The organism is Speluncibacter jeojiensis (assembly GCF_029589495.1).
Classification (GTDB): Bacteria; Actinomycetota; Actinomycetes; order Mycobacteriales; family Mycobacteriaceae; genus Speluncibacter; species Speluncibacter jeojiensis.
In genome coordinates this window covers 1-23,040 of record NZ_JAAIVF010000007.1, presented here as the reverse complement: position 1 = coordinate 23,040, position 23,040 = coordinate 1, and the positions used below count along the sequence as shown (strand labels likewise).

The window sequence follows — 23,040 nt, the reverse complement described above, 5'->3', positions numbered from 1 at the left end:
CGCACCGTGCTGGTGGTGCAACCAGCCGATGCACCGAGACCCAGCCCGCAACTGGGACAACGAAGCACTCGCGGCCGACCACAGCGTCGCTAGAGCCCATGGAGGCACCAAAGCCGACCGGCTGCTTCACGGGCGGTGCAACAAGAAGCGCGGAGACGGCAGCAGGGACACGCAACGCCCCGCACTGACCGGGCAGCACATCGAACCGACCCCATCGGACCGGTCCCGCTGGTGCGCCCTGGACTGGTGACAAGGCAATCCGCCGAAAAATATCGACCCGGGGGCCATGACTCCCCACGGCAGCCAGTCAGGCTTCTCTCTCCCCACGCCGAATTTCCACACGCACAGGAGGTGCCCGTGGCCGATTCTGGCGGGCTCGCGGCGGCTGTCGCATCGGGCGACCAGGTCACGGCGCTCACCGCGCTCAGGGACCGCTTGGCGGCCGATTTGGAGATGTGCGAGTCGCCGCGGGATGTGGCGGCGCTCGCCGGCCGATTGCAGTCGGTGCTCGCCGAGATCGCCGCGTCGAGCACGTCGGAGGAGGGATCGTTCCTTGACGACCTCGCCAAGCGTCGACGTGATCGACAATCAGCGTCCGCGTCTTCATAGCTGCCCGCCGTTCTTCTCGACGCTCGGCCAGGACGCGATCGACCTGTCCGCGCACGCCGGACTCGAGCTGGACCCGTGGCAGCAGTTCGTGCTCGAGGAGTCGCTAGGGGAACGCCGGGGTGGGAAGTGGGCGGCGTTCGAGATCGGGTTGATCGTGCCGCGGCAGAACGGCAAGGGCGCGGTCATCGAGGCCCGCCAGCTCGCCGCGATGTTCCTCACGCGGGATCCGATGATCATCTACTCGGCGCACCAGTTCAAGACGGCGAAGCAGATGTACCGACGCATCCGCGACCTGTGCCAGCAGACCCCGGACTTGGATCGGCTCGTCAAGGGCCGGTATCGGCAGTCGAACGAAGAGACCGGCATCGAGTTGGACTGGGGCCGGATGCAGTTCTTCGCCCGCTCGAACGGGTCAGGTCGCGGGTTCACCGGCGACACCATGTTTTTCGATGAGGCGTTCAACCTCGACTCGGAGTTGATCGCGGACATGCTGCCCACGTTGGCGGCGGTGCCGAATGCGCAGATCTGGTACGTGTCCTCGGCCGGTATGGAGGCGTCCGAGCAGCTCGCGAAGATTCGAACCCGCGGCATTGCCGGTGAGGACCGGCTGTCGTTCTACGAGTGGTCCGCGCCCGATGATGCGGATCTTGACGATGAGCGGGCGTGGTGGATCGCCAACCCTGGGTTGGATATTCGCCTGGACCGCGACTTTGTGCGGTCGGTCGAACGCAACGGTATGGACGATGAGAAGTTCGCCCGTGAGCGGTTGGGTATCTGGGTTGATCCGAACGCCGATGACCACGAGCGGGTCATTGACCCGGAGGTGTGGTCGGGCATGGCCGATGCGTCACCGAAGCTGATCGGTCCGATTGCGCTGGCGGTGGACATGGACCCGTCGCGGCAGTGGTGTTCGATCGCTGCGGCGTCGCGCACCGCGACCTGGCAGATCCACCTCGAGGTCGGGTTTCATGAGGCACCGACCGCCGGTGTGGTGTCGACGCTGGTCGATCTGGTGGCGCGGTGGAATCCGTGCGCGCTGGTGATCGACAAGCAGTCCCCGGCGATGTCGCTGCTACCGGACCTGCTCAATGAGGGCATCGAGCCGGAGACGACGACCGCTGCGCAGTTGGTGCAGGCGTGCGGCGGGTTCTACGACGACGCGGTCGGACAGTTGTTGTCGCACACCGGTGATCCGCTACTGGCGGAATCGCTCGAGGGTGCGACGAAGCGGGAGTTGTCCGGCGGCGGGTGGGCGTGGAACCGCAAGGGTGCGCAGGTGATTTCCCCGCTGGTCGCGGCGACGTTGGCGCGGTGGGCGCTGCTCACGTTCGGTGCGCGGGCGACGAGAACGCCGCAGCGGCCGACGTTTACGAAGACCGACAGTGGAGGCGTGCTCAGTGAGACCGCCGACCTGATGTCCGCCGGATTCTGAGAGGAGGTGACGATGCCCGACATCACGAGTGTTCCAAAGTCTGAGATCGGTTATGCCGTCGCCTATCCCGGCGACTACTGGCAGCTCGATGCCGAGTCGACGCCGGAGCTTCGGTGGCCAATGTCGTCTCGCGTGTACGAGATGATGCGCCGCCAGGATGCGCAGGTCACGTCAGTGTTGCGGGCGGTGACACTTCCGGTGCGCCGCACCCAGTGGCGGATCGACCCGAACGGGGCGCGACCCGAGGTGGCGCAGATGGTCGCGGAGGATCTGCGGCTGCCGCTGCTCGGCGAGGAACCCCAGCTGCACGCCACCCGCTCCAAGGGCCGGTTCGCGTGGGGCGACCATCTGCAACTGGCGCTGTTGATGATCCAGTACGGGCACATGTTCTTCGAGCAGGTGTACCGCATCGACGCTGCGGGTCATGCCCGGCTGGCGAAGCTGGCGCCGCGGATGCCGCGCACCATCGCGTCGATCAGGGTGGCCCGCGACGGTGGGCTCGAGTCGATCGCCCAATACCCGATGGGTGTGGCCGGTGACTACGGCACGACTTCCCCGTCGTCGTCGGTGATCCCAGTGTCGCGGCTGGTCGCGTACGTGCACGACCGCGAGGGCGGAAACTGGATTGGTAACTCGCTGCTGCGGCCCGCCTACAAGCATTGGGTGATCAAGGACCGGCTGCTGCGGGTGCAGGCACAAACCATCGAACGCAACGGCATGGGCGTGCCCGTGTACCAGGCCGGACCGTCGGATTCGACCGAGGACATCGAAGCCGGCCGGGACATGGCTACGTCGTTCCGGTCCGGGGACGCCTCGGGCGCGGCGGTGCCGTGGGAGGCGAAGCTGCGGCTGTTGGGTGTGGAGGGCAACCTGCCCGATGCGACACCGGCGATCCGCTACCACGACGAGCAGATCGGCCGGGCGGTGCTGGCGCACTTCCTGAACCTCGGCGCGCAGACCGGGTCGTGGGCGTTGGGGTCGACGTTCGCGGACTTCTTCGTCCTGTCGCTGCAAACGTTGGCGCAGCAGGTCGCGGACACCGCGAACCAGCACATCGTCGAGGACATCGTCGACATCAACTTCGGCGAGGACGAGATCGCCCCGAAGATCGTGTTCGACGAGATCGGCAGCCGCCGGGACGCGACTGCGGAGGCGATCAAGTTGCTCGTCGATGCCGGAATCTTGTTCCCCGACCGGATGCTCGAGCAGTCGGTGCGCACCCAGTTCGGGTTGCCGCCGAAGCAGGACACGACGGGCACGACCCCGTGAGCACAGGAGGCCCGATGGGCAAGCGCGAGCCGTGGTACCGGATCGTCAACAACACCGAACCGGATACGGCGGCGGAGGTGTTCATCTACGACGAGATCGACTCGTACTGGGGCGTCTCGGCTGACAGTTTCGTGCGTGATCTCGCCCGCATCGACGCGCCGGCGATCACGGTGCGGATCAACTCTCCTGGCGGGAACGTGTTCGACGGCATCGCGATCATGAACGCGTTGCGGGGGCATTCCGCCACGGTGACGACCGTCGTCGACGGGCTCGCCGCCAGCGCAGCCAGTTTCATTGCGATGGCCGGTGATCAGGTCGTGATGAGCCGCAACGCGGAGATGATGATCCACGACGCGTCCGGCGCCCTGTCCGGGAACGCGAAGGCGATGCAGGAGATGGCCGACAACCTCGAGCGGGTGTCGAACAACATCGCCTCGATCTATGCGGAGCGTGCTGGTGGCACGGTCGAGCAGTGGCGGGCCGCGATGCACGCCGAGACGTGGTTCTCCGATCAGGAGGCTGTCGACGCGGGCCTGGCGGATCGTGTCGAAACCCCTTCCGGCACGGCGGATGCCGTGGTGTCGGCGTCGTTCGACCTGTCGATCTTCAACCATGCGGGCCGAACCCAGGCGCCCGCCCCGGCGATCATCGCCGCACACACTCTCTCTGCCGAGCGTGGAGAGGAATCCGAAATCAACCGAGAGGACGGCATCATGCCGACTTTGAACGAGGGTCTTCGGGAGGCGCTCGGCATCACCGATGCCGAGGTCACCGACGAGGCCCTGCTGGCCGCCGTGACCGCCGTGGTCGCGGAGCGTGACGAGGCGCTCGACGCCGCGACCGACCCGGCCGCTGCGCCGGCCGCGGGGCTGCCCGACGGGGTTGTCGCCATCGACGCCGCGCAGCTCGCCACCTTGCAGGCCGCGGCCCGCCGCGGTGAGGAGGCCCGCGCCCGGCAGGAGGCCGACGACCGGTCCGCGCTGGTCGACTCGGCGGTCGCCGCCGGGAAGATCGCGCCCGCATCGCGGGACCGGTGGGTGTCGCTGCTGGCCGCCGATCCGGGTCACGCCGAGGTGCTCAACTCGCTGGCCGCCGGGACGATCCCGGTCGCCGAGATCGGCCACGCCGTCGACGCCCCGCAGACCGTGTCCGACGACGAGTTCTTCGCCCGCATCTCGGGCCGACAGGAGGCGTGACCATGTCCGACTACGCACCGATCTTCGACGACGGCGACGAGTTCACCCTGACCACCTCCGCGGCGGTCACCGGTGGGCAGCTGCTCGCCATCTCCGGCGACAAGACCGTCGCCCCCACCAGCACCGCGACCGCCGCGTGGGTTGGCGTCGCCGCCTACGACGCGCCGTCCGGTGCCCGGGTGACCGTGCTGACCGAGGGAGTGCAGGAACTCGCGGCGTCAGCTGCGATCACCGCTGGGGCCGCGGTCATTCCCGCCGCGTCCGGCAAGGTCGCCACCATCGGCTCGGTCACCGACTACAGCCAGGTCGTCGGTGTCGCGATCTCGACCGCTGCTGACGGGAAGGTGTGGGTCAAGCTCGCCCGCTGACCCGGCCCGACCGCACTACCACTTCAACCCCGCCAGGCGCTGTGCCGGCGGGGTTTCCCTTTGCCCGCGTGACGGGCGGAAAGAGGTTTCATCATGGGTATCTCCTACCCGCCGCAGCCGCCCGTCCTCACGGGTGACGTGCTCAGCGCGAACCGGTTCATGGCATCCCCGACGTTGATCCTGCGGCAGCTCCGCACGATCGCGCAGCAGCGGTTCGTCGGCGACATGCTGCTGTCGTCGCGGTTCCAGGTGTCCGGCGGCGCGGTGCTCTACGAGCAGAACGAGAACATCTACTCGGACCGCTCGCCGCAGGCTGTCGCCCCCGGCGCCGAGTACCCGCTGACCACCATCGGCACCGGACCGGCGCAGCTGGCGAAGGTCGACAAGTGGGGCCAGGACTCGCTGATCACCGACGAGTCGATTAAGCGGGCCGCATTCGACCCGATCAACCGGGCGCTGACCAAGCAGGTCAACCAGCTCGTGAAGACCATCGACGGGTTCACCATGTCGGCGATCGCCTCGCAGGTCACCCAGACGATGGACGCGACCGGCGGCGCCGGGTCCGGTAACTGGACCGCCGGCACCCCGAAGATCCTCGCGGACGTGCTCAAGGCGGTGGCGACGATCCGCGCCCTGAATCAGGGCTACGAGCCGGACACCGTCGTCGTCGACGATCTGACGTGGGCGGCGGTCATGTCGGACGACAAGATCGCGAACCTGCTGCCGCGGGAGAACGGTTCGGCGCCGGTGCAGACGGGCGACTTCCCGGTCGTGGCCGGTCTGCGGTGGCTGCGCACCCCGAACCTGCCCGTCGGCGGGAAGGCGCTGGTCCTCGATTCGCGGGTGCTCGGCGGCATGGCCGACGAGCAGCTCGGCGGCCCCGGCTACGTCACCTCCGACGGTGCCGCCGGCATCGAGGTCAAGACGATGCGCGACGACGAGAACGACCAGTGGCGCATCCGTGCCCGCCGCGTCACCGTCCCGGTGATCACCGAGCCGAACGCCGCGATCTTCATCAACAAGGTCTGACCGTGTCGTTCACCGTGATTGCGCCGCTGGTGGTGGTGGCCGACGAGCTGGGCAGGCTCGGCTACCACTACCGGGGCGCGACGATCGAGCACCTCGCCGACGCCGACGCGCACCGGCTCGCCGATGCTGGTCTGATCGTTAGCCGGGGCGGCCGCATCGAACCGCCGCAGGTGAAGCCGGTCAAGGACGGCCGTCCGGCGGCGACTGCGCCGAAGTCGACGTGGGTCGCCTACGCGGTCGCGCAGGGACTCGAGCAGGCCGAGGCGGAGAAGCTGTCCAAGTCCGAGCTGATCGCGCTCGCCGACTGAATACAACACCCGATGGGAGGTGGGCGTCATGGACCCGTTCGCCACACCGGATGACGTCGAAGCGACCTGGCGCCCCCTCTCGGCGGTGGAACGATCCTGGGCCGGGCTGCTGCTGACCGCGGCGGCCCTGTGGATCCGGGGCCGCAAACCCGGCATCGACGCCGCCGACCCGGCCGCGAAGATCGTGTCGATCGGTGTGGTCCGGTCGGCACTCGAGCGCAACCAGTTCGAGGGCCGCGGATCGTGGTCGAAGACGGTTGGGCCGCGCACCGAGTCCGGTGCGGCGGCCGATCCGACACGGCTCGCGGAAATGCTCGACTTCACCGAATCGCACCTGCAGCTGCTCGGGCTGTGGAAGCCGACCGGCCCGCGGGCGTTCTTCGGTGACCGGTCACCCGGTGTCGACCCGATCCGGCTGCCGCGCACCTACAGGAACTTGTGATGCACACCGAGACGGTGACGTTCCGTCCTGGCGTCGGGGTCGACGGCAACGACGATCCGGTCACGCATCCTGGCGCTCCGGTCACGGTGTCGGGGTGTGTGGTCGAACCGCTCGGCCCGGTCGAGCATCTGGTGCACGGCCGCAACACGATCCGCAATACCATCCGCCTCTACCTCACCGCCCCGCCCGCCGGCGGTATCCCCACCGGCGCGGTGGTGACGGTGCGGGGCGGTGACTATCACGTCGTCGCGGGGGGCAGCGACTGGCCCGATGACGACCTGCCCTGCCTGGTCGTGGACGCCTACCGGACGGAGGGGTGATGAGCGAGACCGGGGTGAGCATCAAACTCAACCGGCGCGAGATCGCCGAACTGCTCAAGTCTCCCGAGTTCGCGGCCGTCGTCAACGCCGCGGCCCGGGACATTGCCGCCAACGCGGGCACGGGCGCGGAGGTGGTCGAGTACACCACCGACCGCAGGGCCGCAACGGTGAGGGTGCCGGCCGACCGGCAGGCGAAGGACGGGGCGCTGACGAAGGCCGCCGCCGCCCTCGGTATCCCGGTGAAGCTGCGGTGACCCGGCCGCTGCGGTTCCCCGCCGACGCGGCCGGGAAGGTCAAGGACCACCTCGCGGCGCGGCTCGCGGCCACCGATCCGGGGGTGACGGTCGCGCTGAACCTGCCCGCCACCTGGACCCCCGACCGGCCTGCGCATGTCGCCGTGTTCGACGACGGCGGCGCCGCGTCGTGGCCGGTCGCCACCCATCCAATGATCCGGGTGACCGTGTGGGCGAAGGGTCGCAGCGCGGCGCGTGCCGTCGCGTCCCGCTGTATGGGATTCCTGCTCGCCGACCGTATCCCGGGTGTCGCGCACACCACCGAACCGTCGGCGCTGCTCGACGCCCGCGACGGCGACAACCACGCCGCGATGGCGTCGTTCCTGCTCCGCGTCACCATCCGCACCACCGCCTGATCGGGCGCACTCGATTCCACCACCCCTCACGGGTGGGTGAACCCGCATACCTCACATCAACCCAAACCCGAGAGGGGCTATTTGTCATGGCCAGAAACCCTGACCTCGCGAAGATCTGGGCCGATGCCCGGGTGTTCCTGTCCGACGCTCCCACCCGCCCGGCGCTGCCGACCGACATCGCCACCGACGTCGACGACGCGATCTGGCCGGAGGCGGGCATCCTCGACGGCGACGACGGATTCTCCGAGGACCGGTCGTCCGACGAGGCCAAGCACTACGGCTGGGGCATCGGCCTGATCAAGATCGGCGCCAAGAACTTCGAGCTGTCGCGGAAGTTCAGTCCGCTCGAGGACAACCCGACTGTCCGCGGTCTGGTTTGGCCCGGGTCGACCGAGACGAAGCTCGTCATGCCCAAGCCCGTCTACCGGTGGATCGGCTTCGAGACGACGTCCGACTTCGGCGACAAGGAGCGGCTGTGGTCGACGCAGCGCGCCCGTATCTGGGTGCCCGCGAACAACCGCAACGAGTCCGACATCACCAAGTGGGAGGTCCAGTGCGGCCTGTTCGCGAACGGTGCCGGTGAGTTGTTCGACCGGCAGGCCTCCACTTCCCCGGTCACCAAGACGGTCGCGCTCGGCGGCTCCCCCACCGGTGGCACGTTCACGCTGACCGTCGACGGGCAGACCACCGCAGGGATCGCGTACGACGCGACCGCGGCGGCTGTCAAGACCGCGGTCGGCGCGCTGTCGACGGTCGGTGCCAGCAACGTCACCGTCACCGGCTCGGCGGGCGGCCCCTACACGGTCACCCTCGCGAACGGCGGAACTCTCACCGGCTCCGGTGCGTCGCTGACCCCGTCCGGGACCGTCACAGTCTCATGACCCCCTGAGCGTCGGCGGCGCGGAGTTCCGTGCGGGTTCGCCGCGCCGCCGACATCCAGGAACCCGCACACGCACGAATTGAGAACCCGCACATGGCTCTACCGACCGAAGAAGAGATCCAGGCCGCGTGGGAGCGACTCGGCAACGCCGGACCGTACCCACGTTCGCAACGAGCGCGGATCGCTGCCGCTGTGGCCGCGGCCCGCGACGAGATCGAGCGGCTCGACCAACCATCGGCTGCGAGCCGGTCCACGGCCGCCGCGCTGTACGCGCTGCACTCCGACCTGATGGCCGAGGGCTTCACGCACGCTGCGGCATCCGAGGTCGTCGTCGCGATCGCGCCGGCGCTCGTGCGCCGAGACGGACTCACCACCAACCATGAAGGGAACCCGCACCCATGAGCGACCAGTACGACGACATCGACGATTTCGACGACGACTTCGAGGACACCGATGCGGTCGCCGAGCCGGCCGACGACTTGCAGGCCGCCCGCGCCCGTACCCGGCAGCGGTCGAAGATCCCCGCGAACGCGCCGCGCCCGCAGGACCGCAAGCCCAAGAAGCGCAAGCCCGCGCCGCGGCGCGAAGCCGAGGGTGACGAGATGGTCGTCATCGAGTTCGGCGGCCGCGAGTACGAAGTCCCGGCCGATCAGGACGACTGGCCAATCCTCGCGGTGCAGGCATTCTCGAGGCAGCAGCACATCGACGCGATCGAGCACCTACTCGGCCCGAGGCAGTGGGCCCAGTTCATTGTCCGGCACCCCAAGAAGCGGGACTTCGAAGCGTTTTCCGAGCGGATCGCCGACGAGTTCGGGTTCGGCGGCGCGGGAAACTGACGTTCCTCTACCGATTCCTCGACGAGCACGCGGACCTCGTAGAAGCCGACCTACGTCGCATCTACGGGGTCCGCTACTCGGATCGGTGGAGGTTCGCCGCCGACGGCACCCGCAGGCTCACGCTGCGGGAGATCTGGGTGATGATCCAGGACCTGCCGGGCGACGCCCGGATTGTGAAGCACTTCAACGACGGCCGCCCCCGCTGGGACGATCACGCCTACCTGCTCTCCGACGTCGTGCACGTCCTGTCCGGCAAGGAGCATCCGGCCCGGCCGAACCCGCGCAAGCAAGGCATCGACGTGCGCGAGACCCCGGAGCGGGCCAGGCTGCGGCGGCAGCGGATCGCGGCGAAACGCCGCCGCGAGAAACGCGCACTCACCAGCACGCAACCCTCCGATTAGCCGAAAGGTGGTGCGCCCGTGACGACCATCGGCTATGCCGCACTCCAGGTAATCCCCGTGCTCAAGGGCTTGCAGGGCAACCTTGCGGGCGAACTCGGCGCTCCGCTGGTCACGGCCGGGAAGAAGGCCGGGCAGGATGCCGGGCAGGCTGTGGCAGTCGGGATCGAGTCGGCGAAGGCTGCCGTCGAGAAAGCATCCGGCACCCTCGCGGCGGCCCGCGACAAGGAGGCCAGCGCATCCGACAAGGTGCGTGTCGCGGAGCTGAAACTGCAAGAGACGCGGGACAAGTCGAACGCGACCGCATCGCAGATCGCCGCGGCGGAAGCCCGGGTCGCCGACGCGAAGCGCGGGCACGAGGCCGCCACCCGCAAGGTGTCGGCGGCGTCCGCCGACTACGAGCGTGCGCAGGACGGCGTCAAGCGGGCCTCCGACGACGCCGCGACCGGTGTGGAGAACATCGGAAAGAAGTCGATCGTCTCCGGGGATCACCTCAAGGCGTTCGGTGCGATCGCCGCCGGTGCGGTCGGCATGGTCGGCAAGCAGTTGTTCGATATGGGGTCCCAGTTCGACGAGATGTCCCGCACGATCGTGATGACGACCGGCGCGAGCGGCGACAAGCTCAAGGAACTCAACGCGGTTGCCACGCAGATCGGCCGGGAAACGCCGGCCAGCTTCGAGGAGATCGGCAAGGCCACCGCGCAGGTCAATCAGACGATGGGCCTGACCGGGGATGCCCTCAAGACGGTCGGCCGTCAGGTTGTCGAGCTGGGCGGGTTGCAGGGTGCTGCGATCAATGTGCAGCAACTCGGCAAGGCGATGCGTGGGTTCGGTGTCGAATCGCAGGACACCGGCGCGGCGATGGATCAACTGTTCAAGGCGTCGCAGAACAGTGGCGTGTCCGTGAACGACCTTGTCGCGAGCCTGGACAAGGGTGGACCGAGCCTGCGGGCGCTGGGACTGAACATCGGCGAGTCGGCGGATCTGATGACCCGGCTGGAAAAGTCCGGTCTCGACGCGGATGCGATGACGAAGGGGCTCGCGAAGGGCCTGGTCAACGTCGCCAAGCCCGGCGAGGACATGAACGTCGCACTCAACAACGCCGTCGACGGCATCGACGCGATGCTGGCGGCGGGCGACGAGGCGGGCGCGTTGGACCTGTCGGCGAAGCTGTTCGGCGCGAAGCAGGCCCCAGCCTTCCTCGACGCCCTCCAGGCAGGGGTGTTGAACCTCGACAACCTGCACAAGTCCGCCGCTGTCGCCGGCGACGGCATTTTGGCGACCGCCGATGCGACGGTGTCGTTCAAGGACAAGCTCGTCGTCCTCAAGAACAACATCATGGCCGACCTGCAGCCGGTGGCCGAGCGGGTGTTCGGCGACATCTCGAAGGCGATGGACTTCCTCGGCCAGCATGTCGACGTGCTCAAGCCGATCGGCGCGATCCTTGGGTCGATGGGCGGCGCGATCCTCGCCGTCGTCGGTGCGGTCAAGGCGTGGACGATCGCGCAGGCCGCGCTCAACCTCGTGATGGACGCAAACCCGGTCACCCTCATTGTGGTTGCCCTGGCCGGGCTGGTTGCTGGTGTCATCTACGCGTACAAGCATTTCGAGGGCTTCCGCAAGGTGGTTCAGTCCGCGTGGGACGGCATCAAAACGGCCACCTCGGCGGTGTGGAATGGGTTTTTGAAGCCGACGTTCGCCGCGTTCGGGAAGGTCATTTCCGGTGTGGCGTCGGGGATCGCGAAGGGCATCGGCGGTGCTGTCGACTTCATCAAGGACCATTGGCGGCTGATCATCACGATCATCGGCGGACCGCTCGGCGCTCTGGTAGCGGTGGTCACGAAGTATTGGGATCAGATCAAGGGCGCGTTCACGGTGGCGTGGAACGCGATCGGCGCGGCCCTGTCGTTCACCTGGAACTCGATCATCAAGCCGGTGTTCGATGGTCTCGCCCTCGCGGCGCGCATCGCCGCGGCAGTCCTCATGGCCGTGCTGATCACCCCCGTGATGATCGCGTGGAACCTGCTTTCCGGGGTCATCCAGTCGGTGTGGGTCGGCGTCATCAAGCCGGTGTTCGACGGGCTCGCTGCGGTCGCATCGTGGCTGTGGATGTCCGTGCTCGCCCCGACGTGGGAGGCGATGCAGGCGGGGTTCTCCGCGGTCGGCGCGTTCTTCCAGATGGTGTGGACGAGCGTCATCCAGCCCGCATGGAATGCGCTCGGTGCCGGCATCTCGTGGGTGTGGACGAACGTCGTCTCGCCCGCATGGGGTGCGCTCAAGGCCGCGCTCGGCGCGGTCGGATCGTTCTTCGCGTGGGTGTGGAACTCGGTGATCAACCCGGCGTGGACTGCGCTCGGTAACGGCATCAACTGGGTGTGGGCGAACGTCATCAACCCGGCGTGGTCGGCATTGAAGGCGGCGCTCGGGGCGGTCGGTGACTTCTTCAAGTGGGTGTGGGAGAACGTCATCAAGCCCGCGTGGGACGGTCTCGGTGCCGGTATCCGCTGGGTGATCGACAATGTGATCACCCCGGCGTGGACCGTGCTCAAGTCCGGGCTCGACACGGTCAAGACCGCGTTCGACTCCGCGGTCGGGTTCATCGGCAAGGTGTGGGACACCATCCGCGGGATCGTCGCCAAGCCGGTCAAGTTCGTCGTCGATGCCGTCTACAACAACGGCATCCGCAACGCGTGGAACAAGGTCGCCGGATGGCTACACCTGCCGGAGCTGCCCGAGGCGAAGCTCGGCGAGCTGGCGAAGTTCGCGACCGGCGGCCGGGTGTCCGGCCCGGGCGGGCCGACCGACGACAAGATCCCCGCGATGCTGTCGAACGGCGAGTACGTCCTCAACGCGAAGGCCGTGTCGGCGATCGGCACCAGCAACCTGGACCGGCTCAACTACCACCCGGTCACGGCGAACGGGAAGGCGCTCGCCGAGGGCATGTTCGTCGGCGCGAACGGGCGCACCTACCTCGCCGGTGGCGGATCCGCAGCGGACGCGGCGGTCGGCCGAGCGAAGGCGTTCATGGCGGGCGAGGACGGAAAGCCGTACCAGTACGGCGGTGTCGGTGACCCGTCGTGGGACTGCTCCGGCCTGTGGTCGGGGATCATCAACGTGCTCAATGGGATGGCCGCCCGATCCGGCCGCCAGTTCAACACCGAATCGAACTTCGAGTCGATGGGCTGGAAGCCCGGACTCGGCGGCCGGGTGTCGATCGGCGTCATGCGTGGCGGCGGTGGGGAGAACTCCCACATGGCCGGCACCATCGACGGCACCAACGCCGAATCGTCCGGCGACAACGGTGTCCGCTGGGGCGGTCCCGCCCGCGGCGCGGACAACGGCATGTTCGGGTTGCGGTACTTCCTTCCCGAGATCGGCGGCGAGTTCAAGTCCGGCGGCTCCGGGTCCGGAGGCGGCGGCCTATTCGGGTGGTTGCGGCGACGGGTCGCGGACGCGTTCAACGCGGTCATGGCCCCGATCGGACGGAACATCCCCGCCTTCGGGGACTCCGATGTGGGCCGTCTGCCGAAGACGGTGTTCGACCACATGCGCGGCAAGGTGTACGACTTCCTCGCCGGCAAGGCGGGCAGCTCCGAAGGCGGTTCGTCTACGCCTGGGACCGGCCCGGTGATGGATCAGGTCAAGCAGGCGTTCGCCGCCTACGGGTGGGACACCGGCGCCGAATGGGATGCCGCGCAGTGGATCATCGGCAAGGAATCCAGCTGGAACCCGACGAACCGCAACCCCGATGGTGGCGCGTTCGGACTGTTCCAGTTCAAGGACTCCACCAAGGCGCAGTACCTGCCCGACGAGAACCCGAACCCGGGTATCCAGGGCGCGGCCGGCGCCCGGTACATCAAGGACCGCTACGGCGATCCCTTGGCGGCGAAGGCGTTCTGGGAACAGAACGGCTGGTACGACAACGGCGGCATCGCAAACGGGATCGGCGCGATGATGAAGAACACCCTCAAGCCGGAGCGGGTTCTGTCGCCGGAGATGACCGAGGCGTTCGAGCGGCTGGTGAAGGTGCTCGAGCGGCCCGACTTCGTCGACGTGCTCCGTGGCATGACCGGCGGACCGGTCGAGCCGTCCACGTCCACGACGCCCGGCGGGTCCACGCCGTCGTCGACACCTCCGGTCGGCGGCACCGGTGCTGAATCCGCCTACAGCGGTGAGAAGCGGTATGGGCTAAACGATTTCGCGAAGGCGAACACCGACCAGTTCCTGTCCGACCTCGGCGTGTCCGGCTCGGATGGTGCTCTGCCGCAGCTGTTCAAGCTCGGCGCGAAGGGCGTCAACGACGGCGTGACGATCGTCGTCGCCGATGTGCAGGAAGCGTTCCGGGAAGTCGACAAGCGGCGCCGCCAGCAGGCCGCCGGGATGGGCGGTAGCAGGTGAACACCATCGTCGAACTCGAAGGGGTGAACGGGACCTGGTTCCGGCTCTCCGGTGAGGGATGCGGCGACCAGGGTGTCTACCTTGCGACCGACGTCGACGGCATCTGGGATGCCCCGGTGCAGACGATCGCGAACGCGGCCGCATTCCAGACGGGATCGGACTACGGCGGCCTGCGGAATCTGCACCGGGACATCGTGTTCGGTGTCGTCATCACCGACGACAACGGCAACTCGTGGGCACAGAACGATTCCGAGTGGCGCAAGGCGTGGGCGTACGACAGGGACTGCCGACTGTGGATCGAGACGGAGGAGTCCCGCCGGTATCTGTCGTTGCGCCTGGCGCAGCAGCCGATCTTCAAACCGGAGTCGGATCCGTTCCAGGGCGAGGTGGAGCGGGTGGTGATGACGTGCCGTGCCCACAACCCGTGGTGGTGGGAGGACGACGTCACCGACACCTGGACGTCGACCATCGACACCCGACCGGCCGATCCGTCATCGGAGACCGGGCACAAGGTACAACTCGGCGACGTCGCCGTGTCGAACCCGACCGACAACCCGATATGGCTGGTGTGGCAACCACAGTCGGTGCCCGCCGCGAAGGCGTTGCTGCCCGACTTCTCGTTCGGCAGCGACGAATACGACCGGGCCGATGAGGACGCGGCCCGGCAAATCTGGATGCCCGGGCCGTCGATCGCCAATCAGTCGATCCTCGTCGACACCGACCCGGAGGCCCGCGACGGGCAGGTCGTGACGTTCCTGCGCAAGTCGAACGGGAAGCTCGGCAAACCCGGATCGGGTGAGCCGTTGTGGGCGCAGATGAATGGGGTTGCGTTCCTGTATTCGGTGCCGCCGTACACGCCAGAAACCCAACTGCCCGTCGGGGTGTCGAACGCGGCGTCCGGTTGGTCGGTGCAGGTGCGGTGCCGGCGGCCGTGGTCGCGGCCGTGGGGGCTTGAGTGAGAGGAGGTGACCGGTGACGGCACCAACGATCGACCCGCAGATCGACTTCGATTCCGCGTTCGCCGAGATCGCCGACCGGCTCCGCGAGGACCGAGTCCAGCGGATCGCACCGCCGCTGGTCCGGCTGTGGGACGGCAACTGGAATCTGCGCGGGATCTGCAAGCGCGAGAACTCCGCGAACTTCCAGTGGCTCGACAACGAGACCGGAACAGCCTCGATCGAGATGCCGGTCGACTACTTCCTGTCCCGCTGGGCGTACGAGGTCCACAACCGGTCCACGCAGAACATCCACGTCACCGTCGACAAGGACGGCGCCCGCTGGTCCGGACGAATGGACGACGTCCTCATCGTCACGAACGAGCAGGGACAGCGGACCTGCCGGATCATCTTCAAGCACGACTACGAGGAACTGAAACACATCCTCGCCTGGTCGAATCCGTTCCTGCCGGCGGAGATCCAGTTCCCGCGCCTGTGGGTGCTGTTCGGGCCGGCGAAGTGGGCGCTGAAAACGACGCTGTTCGTGAACATCCTTCGGCTCGAGGCGTCGCTGTGGATGCTGCCGGACAATCCGATGGACCCGTCAAAGTGGAACAACCTCGACCAGTCCACCTGGTCGATGGTCGTCAAGCCTGACCTCGAGCCGGACCGGTCAGTGGGCGCGATCGTGCACGCCCGGTTCAAGAACATGCACGACGTCGGGAAGAACACCGTCGACGACGCGCAGTTGTCGTGGGAGTGCCGCCGCCACCTCAAGGGCGACCCTCCCCCGTGGCCGGGCGCGAACGTGCGGCACGGCTGCCTCGTGTTCGACCTGGTCGACAAGTCCGCGTGGAACACCGGCACATCGTTCGGTGGCGACCTGTTCGGCGGCCTGATCCGCGAGCTGGTCAACATCGGCGGCAACGGGCTCGACGAGACCGTGGAGACTGTGCCGGACCCGAACATCCCTGCGCAGTACCGGGAGCCGGGCTGGATGGGCACGGTCCCGTCGATGCCGGCGGTCGTGTTCCGCGACGGACCGCACACCGGGATTCAGTCGTCGTCGTTCTCGATCAAACCCCCGACTGATGTCGGGGTGGTCGCGGGCGGGCACTCAATGCCCGGCGTGAACGAGCTGATCTCCGCAGCGATCCAGACGGTCGGCGACCTCACGGCGATGATCCCCGGCGTCCCACCGTTGGGCGGCGCGATCGATGCGGTGCTCAAGCCGCTGTACACCGACACGATCCTCGCGTTCGGCAAGTGGAAGAACGTCAGTCGCGCACAGGCTTTGGGCTGGTCACACTACCACGAGAAGTGGGCGGACGGTGCGGACCGGGCGTACACCCTGGCGTGGCTGCTGGCGATGCGCACCGGCATGTACCAGACCCGCGGCACCACATCCCACACGGTCACCATCGCAGACGGCTGTCCGTGGCGGATCGGTGAACGCGGGCACGGGCACTTCTTCCTCGGCGACCGCATCGGAACAACGATCCGGGAAATGCCCGGGAAGATCTTCGTCGACCGCGTCAGCGAGCTGGTGCTCGCGTGGGATCGGTCCACGACACCGAACTGGAAGATCACCATCGGCGCAAGGCAATTCGAGGACCCGGTGATGAAGGCGTTCTCGATGCTGCAGGACTTCCTGTCGATGCTCAAGGAACTGGGGGTGATGTAGATGGGCGAGCGTCTCCCAACGCTCGAGACGTGCGATCAGGACGATCCGCGGCAGTGCTTCCAGTGGGCACTCGTCGCGCTGCCGTTCGGCGGGGCCGGCCAGGGGTTCACGATGCACCCGGACACCCGGGAGTTGTGGTCACAGCGGCTGGTCGATCTTGCGTTCGTGCACGCCCCGACGATCGCGCAGCTCGCCGACGAGAACGGGATGATCCACGTCTCGCAGCTGCCCGAGCCGAAGCTGAAGTTCCGGGCCCCGTACCGCGGGCAGCAGCACACGCTGAACGGGTCCGCGGCGTGGGTGCCGGTTGACGACGACGACCCGAGCCCTGTGTCGATCCCGAACATGGACGACTACACCCCGCACGAGCAGGAGGTGGTCGCGGAGCAGCTGCGCTACACCGGCGTCGTCAAGGACAAGCCGCCAGTGGCGGACGTCGCTGCAGTGGCCGGTGCGCGTGAGCTGTTCCAGCCCGGCGACCACTCCCCCTCGACTGTCAACGGCTACCTCATGGCGGCCGGTGAGCAGGAGCGGCGGCGGGTGTTGGCGGTGGAGATGACCGGCAAGCACCGCGATCAGATCCTGCGGAGGTGGCCGGCCGAATGAACTACACCCGAGACCAGATCGTCGCTGCGGTGATCGCGGAGGGCCGACGCCGCGGTATCACGCCGCGGGGCATCGTGATCGGCATCGCGACGATGCTCGTCGAGACGAACATCGTGGTCTACGCGAACCCGAAGGTGCCCGAGAGTATCGACCTGCCGCACGACGCGGTGGGCTTCGATGGGTTCAGCGTCGGTGCGTTCCAGCAGCAGGTGCGGCGCGGAGCGAACGGGCAGTGGTGGTGGGCGGACGCCCGCACTTGCATGGACCCGACCAGCTCGGCTGGCCTGTTCTTCGCCCGACTCGCGAAGCTGCCGTACGAGCTCGCCGACCGCACCCCGGGCGGGTGGGCGCAGGCCGTGCAGGCATCCGCGTTCCCGAACCGCTACGACGAGCGCATGGCCGAGGCGCAGACCATCTACGACGCCGCCACCCGCGGCACGACACCGGAGGCGACCGTGCCGGACTACGGCATCACCGACACGCTGTTCGGGTTCAACCCCACCACCCCGGCGAACGCGACGGGCAACAGCAACGGCCCCCGCGTCCGCACGGACTACATCGCCATCCACACGCAGGAAGGCGGCACCGGTGACGCGATTGGGCTCGCACGGTTCTGCAACGCGAACCAGGTGTCCTACAACCTCGCCGTCGACGACGAGCGCACCGTGCTGAACGTGCCCGTGACCGAAGCCCCGTGGGCCGCGATGGAGGCCAACGACATCGCGGTGCACATCTGCCTGGCCGGGTCGTACGCGAGCTGGTCGCCGGACCGGTGGCTGTCGACCGACACGGCGGACGGGCTCAACGAGTCCGCGATGCTCGACCGCGCCGCCCAAGCCGCGGCGGCGGCCTGCCAGCAGTTCGGCATTCCCGCGGTGTACGCCGGCGACGGTGGCCGCTCGGGCTGGCCGATCCGGCCGAAGGGCATTGTCGGGCACCGCGACTTCGGGCGCCGCGGCGGCGGGCATTCCGACCCGGGCGACGGTTTCCCGATGGACGAGTTCATCCGGCGCGTGAACGCGCGCCTCAACCCCACCGACCAGGGAGGTCTACTGATGGCACTGTCCGACGCCGAGCAGCGCGAACTGCTCGACAAGACCCGAGCGATCCACGCTGCGATGTGCGGCCAGCGTCCGTCGCTGATAGCGCCGGCCGATGGAACCGCGCCGCCGAACTTCGATGTGCCGACGTTCCAGCAGTGCATCGACGCCGCCACCTACCGCACCGAGCGCCTCGCCGAGAAGCTCGCCGACAAGCTGGGGGTGCAGCGGTGAGCGCGCTGATGGCGAAGTGGCCGGCGGTCCGGCAGGCGGTGTACGCGGTGCTCGCCGCGGTGCTCGCGACGGGCGCGGCGGTCGGGTGGATTACCTCGGATCAGTCGGATCAGTGGCTGGGGCTGGTCGCGCAGGTCCTCGGCGCCGCGGGCCTCGTGGTCGCGGTGCTGCACGTCGACCGCACCCCGGCACCGGCGCCGAAGTCTGCCGTGACTCTGAATGTCCCCGACGTCGAGTCGGCGGCCAGGAACCTGCAGCGCGCACAGCTTCGGCTCAGCCAGGCACAGCAGCGCGTCGTCGCGACTGCAGCGCCGGTGATCGCGCAGGGCGCGGCCGCGGCTGATGCTGCGCGCCGTGACCTCGAGCGCAGGCTCGGTGGATAGCGCCCAGGATTGGCTCGCCGCGATCGGCGCCGGGCCGATCTTCTTGGCGATCATCGCCTGGTGGCTCGCGCACCGAAAGACGCGGGCGGACACCGCGAAGGTGTTCACGGACATCGCGCAGAACATGGTCGAGACGCAGCAGAAGCAGCTCGACCGGCTCGGCAAGGAGCTGGCCGACCACAAGAAGGCGGACCGGGAAGACAAGGCGAGGCGGGCAGTCATCTTCCGCTCCCACGCGCAGTGGGACCACGACGTCGCCAAGCGGCTGCGGGATTCCGGGATCGACGTACCCGACCCGCCGCCCCTGCATGAGGAGTAGCCGATGACCACACCGGGTGGTTCCGCACCGGACGGCGCGTGGGTGGTCGGCTCCCGCTACGGCCAGGACATCACCGAAGCGTCCGCGAAGGCGATCATTCGCGGCGCCTCGCTGGGCAGCTGGGGCGAGGCGCAGGAAGAGTGGCACGGCGAGTTCGACTCGTGGGGCACGGCGATCGACGGCCTCAAGGACGGGCAGCTGGAACTGTCCGACCGTACCGATCTGCTCGAGGGCGCCCGCGGCTACTGCTGCCTGTTCATGTCGAAGAACTGGAACGTCAACGGCGGAAAGTGGATCACACTTCCGTTCGACACCCAGATCGGCCCGCGTGATGACGCGACCCCGGAGTCGAACGGCATCACGATGGGCACCAAGGGGTTGTGGCGCTGCGACGCCCACGTGACGTTCTACCCGCCCCCGCCGGGATGGTTCGGGTCGACTCAGTTCGTGGTGGCGCAGCTGTCGATCGTCGTGATGACTGGATCGACGGAGTTCTCCCGAAAGACGTTCGATGTCGTCATCACGTCGGCCGGCGCCGAGACCGCAGCGTTCAGTCACACCTTCGTGCTGCCGGGCCCGAACTACGCCGTGCACCTCGAGCTGAAGCACCAGCAGTCCGGCGCATGGATCTTCGGCGGCACCACCAGATCGGCGCTGTCGGTGAACAAGTGGTCGACCGGCATCGACAACGCGCTGGTGCTGCCCACCGTCCCTGACGGCGGGATGCTGTCGTGACCACACCGGGTGGTTCCGCACCGGACGGCGCGTGGGTGGTCGGCTCCCGCTACGGCCAGGACATCACCGAAGCGTCCGCGAAGGCTGCGATGAAGACGCCCGTGCTGGACTCGTGGGGTCAGGCGCAGAACAACTTCCGCGCCAAGCAGGGCGAGTTCCGCTCGAAGGTCGCCGAGATGAAGGACGGACAGCTCACCCTGAACGACCGCACGGATCTGCTCGACAACTCGTCCGGCTACGGGTGCGCGGTGATGGGGCACAGCTGGCAGCTCCCGCAGAACAAGGCGGCCGTCGTCGTCCCATTCGACCGCCAGGTCGGCCCGGCCAAGAACGCAGCGATCGACTCATCAGACCAGTACCACGGCCAGATCCGGCTCACGGCCGGTGGGCTGTGGCGGGTCGACGTGATGATGTCCGTCGCCTACCGCGCGTATCACGACGAGCTGCGCTACTACTACACCCTGCCCGGCGGCGTTCCGGTATTCGCGACCCATCACATCGAGGAGGCGATCGCCCCCACCTACATCGTGGAGGTGGTCGACGCCGCCGGCGGACTCATCACGGCTCGCGCGTTCGAGGCGACCACGGTGGTGACGAGCTGGGACTCCGGACCATACGGTCCGTTGCCACCGGAGCGGCAGCAGTCGTCGCACTTCTCGCATACGTTCGTGCTCCCGCCGATGCCGGCCGCGGACGATCCTTCCGCGCCGAGCCATTGGTGCTCGGTACGGCTGTCGATGGCATGGAAGGGCCCGGACGCGTCGTCGTGGTTTTGGGGCGCGAACGGCAGCTACGTGCGGTGCATCGGCGGCACCGAGAAGTCCGGCCTGTACGCGTCGCGCTGGTCCCGCGATGTCGACCACATCAACTACGCGCCGACCGTCCCCGACGGCGGCACCCTCAGCTAGGAGGCCCCATGTTCGTGTTGTGGCAGGTGCTGCACTTCGTGGCGCTGTACCAGTTCGGTCGGGTGATCGCGTGACAGTCATCTCGGAGCAGATCGCCGACCTGGCCGGCGTCCCTGACACGTCGACGGTGACGTTCTGGACGACGGTGCTGCGGGAGAACGACACCCACACCGGCACTGTCACCACCCGTCGGCACACGTTCGGTCTCGTCGCGGGCGTGCTCACCACCACCGACCTCGACCCCGGCCCGGCGCGCGTCCAGATCGGACCCCACGCCTACGACATCGTGATCCCGGCCAGCTCGGCACCGATCCGGCTGTGGCCACTGATCGACGCTGGTCTCCCCGACGCGCTCCCGCCCGGTACTGGATGGGTGCGCGACGGCGGCGACGTGCACCGCGTCCAGGCGCTCACCCAGGCCGCGTACGAGCAGATCGCTACCCCCGACCCACAGACCCTCTACATCGTCACCGAGAACTAGGAGCACACGATGGCCACCGGAACCATGTACGGCAAGTTCCTCCTGTCCGCACTGAACAAGGAGGTGAAGATCGCATCGTCGGCGAACGGCGGCGACACACTCAAGATCATGCTCGTCACGTCCGCGTACTCGCCGGACAAGGATGCGCACCAGTACAAGGCGCAGGTGACGAGCGAGGCGGTCGGCACCGGCTACACCGCAGGCGGGCTCACCCTCAACTCGGTTGCGGTCACCTACGACGCGGGCACGGACACGGTGAACATCGCCGCCGCGAACCCGGAGTGGCCGGCGTCGACGATCACCGCCCGGTATGCGGTGATCTACGACGACACCCCGGCGACGAACAAGCCGCTGATCGGGTGGATCGACTTCGGTGGCGACGTGTCGACCACGGCGGGCAAGTTCGCGGTCACGTTGGATGCGCTCGGGTTCGCCGGCCTGACCGCAGCCTGACAACCGCAACGCTAGGTAGGAGGTCGGCGGATGCCGGGAGTGTTCAAGCGGGGCCAGTCGGCCTCCTACATGCGCGTCGGCACCCGGCACGTGGTGCGGGCGTACCTGGGCGAGAAGGTCGTGTGGGACGGAACTCGGTCGGCCGTGGTGCGGGCCTCGCGGCTGCTCGCGGCCGGCCGGATGCGGGCCGCTGCAGCGCGCGCGGACTCGCTGGTGGCCGCTAGCGTCATGCGCGGGTCGGGTGCGATGTCGCAGGCGGTCGCGGTGTCGACGTGCGTCGACATCGCCGCCGGACGGATGCTTGCGGCCGGGCGGATCGTGGCACCCACAGTGACCGCAGATGCGCTTGTCGCCCCCGTGCAGCGCATGACTGCGTCCGGGTTCATGATCCCGCCACTGAAGTGGGGCCACCTCGACGACGGCGATGTGATCGCCTCGAAGATGCGGGGCACCGCGATGCTTCGCAGCGCGGTCGTATCCGCGGACGCGCTGATCGTTGCACCGAAGATGCGGGCCACTGGACGCGTCCGGCCGGCATCGGGCGATGTGACCATCACCGCGGCTCGCATGACCGCGATCGGACGTGTCCGGCCGGCAACTGGGCGGGGTGAGGGCCTGCGGGCACCGCGCCTCCTCGGTTCTGGGTTCCTCCGCGCGGCACACGGATTCTCCGCCCCCTACCCCGGTGCCGACACCTACCCGTCGCCGAACCTGTTCCCTGGCGGCGAGCAGACCGGCGCGGCCGTGGTTGCGCCGCGGATCAAGGCGACTGGGATCATGCGGCCGGCGACCGCGTCCGCGGCGCCCGGCACGCCACCGACGTACGTCGGTGCGCTCGCTGTTTCGACCACCACGGCGACCCTGTCGGCTACCCCGCCGGCCGGTGTGCAAGCTGGGGATCTGCTGGTGTGGATCGTCACCACGTGGGATGCGACGATCCCGTCTGTCCCATCTGGGTGGACTCTGGGCGCCGCGACCGATGGGGCAGGCGGGGTGTCGTCACGTACGTACGTGTACTCGCGGCGCGCGGTCGACGGCGGAACCGCCGGTGCCGCGGCGCTGTCGAACGCTCCGTCAGGTGGCGAACACCTGGGCACTGTGGTGGCGGTGCGCGGCTCGCTCGGCGTG

27 protein-coding genes are annotated in these 23,040 nt (G+C 68.1%); all 27 read left to right on the top strand.

The genetic code is table 11. From position 1 onward, the window contains the following. Nucleotides 1-357 precede the first annotated feature (357 nt). Nucleotides 358-609: a hypothetical protein gene (locus tag G4X40_RS18785; RefSeq protein ID WP_277834758.1), complete on the top strand. Its 252-nt coding sequence runs from the start codon at nt 358-360 to the stop codon at nt 607-609. Continuing rightward, complete coding sequence (locus G4X40_RS18780; protein WP_277834756.1) at nt 554-2,041, top strand: terminase large subunit; 1,488 nt, start codon at nt 554-556, stop codon at nt 2,039-2,041. Before G4X40_RS18785 ends, G4X40_RS18780 begins: the two co-directional genes overlap by 56 nt. 12 nt (nt 2,042-2,053) lie before the next feature. Continuing rightward, a complete protein-coding gene (locus G4X40_RS18775; protein ID WP_277834755.1) occupies nt 2,054-3,310 on the top strand; it encodes a phage portal protein family protein in 1,257 nt (418 codons plus the stop codon). Between the two features lie 14 nt (nt 3,311-3,324). Further along, nucleotides 3,325-4,506 (top strand): head maturation protease, ClpP-related, encoded by a 1,182-nt coding sequence (locus G4X40_RS18770; protein ID WP_277834753.1) that lies wholly within the window; start codon nt 3,325-3,327, stop codon nt 4,504-4,506. A gap of 2 nt (nt 4,507-4,508) precedes the next feature. After that, nucleotides 4,509-4,874 (top strand): capsid cement protein, encoded by a 366-nt coding sequence (locus tag G4X40_RS18765; RefSeq protein WP_277834752.1) that lies wholly within the window; start codon nt 4,509-4,511, stop codon nt 4,872-4,874. A 93-nt stretch (nt 4,875-4,967) separates the two neighbouring features. After that, the gene (locus G4X40_RS18760; protein ID WP_277834751.1) at nt 4,968-5,903 is read left to right on the top strand and encodes a phage major capsid protein; all 936 of its coding nucleotides are present in this window, start codon (nt 4,968-4,970) and stop codon (nt 5,901-5,903) included. Between the two features lie 2 nt (nt 5,904-5,905). Next, nucleotides 5,906-6,211: a hypothetical protein gene (locus G4X40_RS18755; protein ID WP_277834749.1), complete on the top strand. Its 306-nt coding sequence runs from the start codon at nt 5,906-5,908 to the stop codon at nt 6,209-6,211. 28 nt (nt 6,212-6,239) lie between these two features. After that, a complete protein-coding gene (locus G4X40_RS18750; protein WP_277834748.1) occupies nt 6,240-6,653 on the top strand; it encodes a hypothetical protein in 414 nt (137 codons plus the stop codon). Next, entirely contained in the window at nt 6,653-6,973 is a 321-nt protein-coding gene (locus G4X40_RS18745) for a hypothetical protein (RefSeq protein WP_277834747.1), read from the top strand. The genes G4X40_RS18750 and G4X40_RS18745 overlap by 1 nt, the downstream gene beginning before the upstream one ends. Then, nucleotides 6,973-7,227, top strand: coding sequence for a hypothetical protein (locus G4X40_RS18740; RefSeq protein ID WP_277834746.1), 255 nt, complete (start codon nt 6,973-6,975; stop codon nt 7,225-7,227). The genes G4X40_RS18745 and G4X40_RS18740 overlap by 1 nt, the downstream gene beginning before the upstream one ends. Beyond that, nucleotides 7,224-7,622, top strand: coding sequence for a hypothetical protein (locus G4X40_RS18735; RefSeq protein WP_277834744.1), 399 nt, complete (start codon nt 7,224-7,226; stop codon nt 7,620-7,622). Before G4X40_RS18740 ends, G4X40_RS18735 begins: the two co-directional genes overlap by 4 nt. 86 nt (nt 7,623-7,708) lie before the next feature. After that, a complete protein-coding gene (locus tag G4X40_RS18730) occupies nt 7,709-8,503 on the top strand; it encodes a hypothetical protein (protein WP_277834743.1) in 795 nt (264 codons plus the stop codon). A gap of 92 nt (nt 8,504-8,595) precedes the next feature. Further along, nucleotides 8,596-8,904: a hypothetical protein gene (locus G4X40_RS18725; protein WP_277834742.1), complete on the top strand. Its 309-nt coding sequence runs from the start codon at nt 8,596-8,598 to the stop codon at nt 8,902-8,904. Further along, nucleotides 8,901-9,338 (top strand): hypothetical protein, encoded by a 438-nt coding sequence (locus G4X40_RS18720; protein ID WP_277834740.1) that lies wholly within the window; start codon nt 8,901-8,903, stop codon nt 9,336-9,338. The genes G4X40_RS18725 and G4X40_RS18720 overlap by 4 nt, the downstream gene beginning before the upstream one ends. Nucleotides 9,339-9,475: 137 nt before the next feature. After that, nucleotides 9,476-9,739: a hypothetical protein gene (locus G4X40_RS18715; RefSeq protein WP_277834739.1), complete on the top strand. Its 264-nt coding sequence runs from the start codon at nt 9,476-9,478 to the stop codon at nt 9,737-9,739. Nucleotides 9,740-9,757: 18 nt separating this feature from the next. After that, nucleotides 9,758-14,134, top strand: a complete 4,377-nt coding sequence (locus G4X40_RS18710; protein ID WP_277834738.1) for a phage tail tape measure protein — start codon at nt 9,758-9,760, stop codon at nt 14,132-14,134. Beyond that, nucleotides 14,131-15,093, top strand: coding sequence for a phage tail protein (locus G4X40_RS18705; RefSeq protein ID WP_277834737.1), 963 nt, complete (start codon nt 14,131-14,133; stop codon nt 15,091-15,093). Before G4X40_RS18710 ends, G4X40_RS18705 begins: the two co-directional genes overlap by 4 nt. 13 nt (nt 15,094-15,106) lie before the next feature. Beyond that, complete coding sequence (locus tag G4X40_RS18700) at nt 15,107-16,753, top strand: Gp37-like protein (protein WP_277834736.1); 1,647 nt, start codon at nt 15,107-15,109, stop codon at nt 16,751-16,753. Beyond that, nucleotides 16,754-17,359, top strand: coding sequence for a phage gene 29 protein family protein (locus tag G4X40_RS18695; protein ID WP_277834735.1), 606 nt, complete (start codon nt 16,754-16,756; stop codon nt 17,357-17,359). Next, nucleotides 17,356-18,633, top strand: coding sequence for a peptidoglycan recognition protein family protein (locus G4X40_RS18690; RefSeq protein WP_277834734.1), 1,278 nt, complete (start codon nt 17,356-17,358; stop codon nt 18,631-18,633). Before G4X40_RS18695 ends, G4X40_RS18690 begins: the two co-directional genes overlap by 4 nt. After that, entirely contained in the window at nt 18,630-19,016 is a 387-nt protein-coding gene (locus tag G4X40_RS18685) for a hypothetical protein (RefSeq protein WP_277834733.1), read from the top strand. Before G4X40_RS18690 ends, G4X40_RS18685 begins: the two co-directional genes overlap by 4 nt. Beyond that, nucleotides 18,988-19,335: a hypothetical protein gene (locus tag G4X40_RS18680; RefSeq protein ID WP_277834732.1), complete on the top strand. Its 348-nt coding sequence runs from the start codon at nt 18,988-18,990 to the stop codon at nt 19,333-19,335. Before G4X40_RS18685 ends, G4X40_RS18680 begins: the two co-directional genes overlap by 29 nt. A gap of 3 nt (nt 19,336-19,338) precedes the next feature. Next, nucleotides 19,339-20,070, top strand: coding sequence for a hypothetical protein (locus G4X40_RS18675; protein ID WP_277834731.1), 732 nt, complete (start codon nt 19,339-19,341; stop codon nt 20,068-20,070). After that, nucleotides 20,067-20,978 carry a hypothetical protein gene (locus G4X40_RS18670; RefSeq protein ID WP_277834730.1) on the top strand — a complete coding sequence of 304 codons (912 nt, stop codon included), beginning with the start codon at nt 20,067-20,069 and terminating at the stop codon, nt 20,976-20,978. The genes G4X40_RS18675 and G4X40_RS18670 overlap by 4 nt, the downstream gene beginning before the upstream one ends. A 70-nt stretch (nt 20,979-21,048) precedes the next feature. After that, the gene (locus tag G4X40_RS18665) at nt 21,049-21,459 is read left to right on the top strand and encodes a phage upper tail fiber protein (RefSeq protein ID WP_277834729.1); all 411 of its coding nucleotides are present in this window, start codon (nt 21,049-21,051) and stop codon (nt 21,457-21,459) included. A 9-nt stretch (nt 21,460-21,468) separates the two neighbouring features. Next, on the top strand, nt 21,469-21,912 hold the full coding sequence (locus G4X40_RS18660; protein WP_277834728.1) for a hypothetical protein: 444 nt from the start codon (nt 21,469-21,471) through the stop codon (nt 21,910-21,912). Nucleotides 21,913-21,942: 30 nt separating this feature from the next. Beyond that, nucleotides 21,943-23,040, top strand: a 1,098-nt coding sequence (locus G4X40_RS18655; RefSeq protein WP_277834727.1) for a hypothetical protein, incomplete at its 3' end; no start/stop codon positions are given.